Below are 308 nucleotides of genomic sequence, written 5' to 3' on the forward strand. Positions count from 1 at the left end.
GCACTCAGTGATTCACTCGTCGAAGCACTTAGGGATTCACTCGTCGATGCACTCATCGATTCACTAGTCGAAGCACTTAAGGATTCACTCGTTGATGCACTTAACGATTCACTCGTCGAAGCACTCAACGATTCACTTGTGGAGGCACTTAGGGATTCACTGGTTGAAGCACTTAATGATTCGCTGGTAGACGTACTTAGTGATAAACTGATTGATTTACTAGTACTTGCACTTTCGCTAGTACTAATACTTGCACTCGTCGAAGCACTTTCACTGAAACTCGTCGAAGCACTGGTACTTGCACTATC

At 44.5% G+C, this 308-nt stretch carries 1 protein-coding gene; it reads right to left on the minus strand.

Going from position 1 to position 308, the window contains the following annotated elements:
* A partial coding sequence (locus FC60_RS09445) for a hypothetical protein (RefSeq protein ID WP_191978598.1) occupies positions 1-308 on the minus strand: 308 nt, incomplete at both ends.

It is taken from the genome of Limosilactobacillus gastricus DSM 16045, from assembly GCF_001434365.1.
Taxonomy (GTDB): domain Bacteria; phylum Bacillota; class Bacilli; order Lactobacillales; family Lactobacillaceae; genus Limosilactobacillus; species Limosilactobacillus gastricus.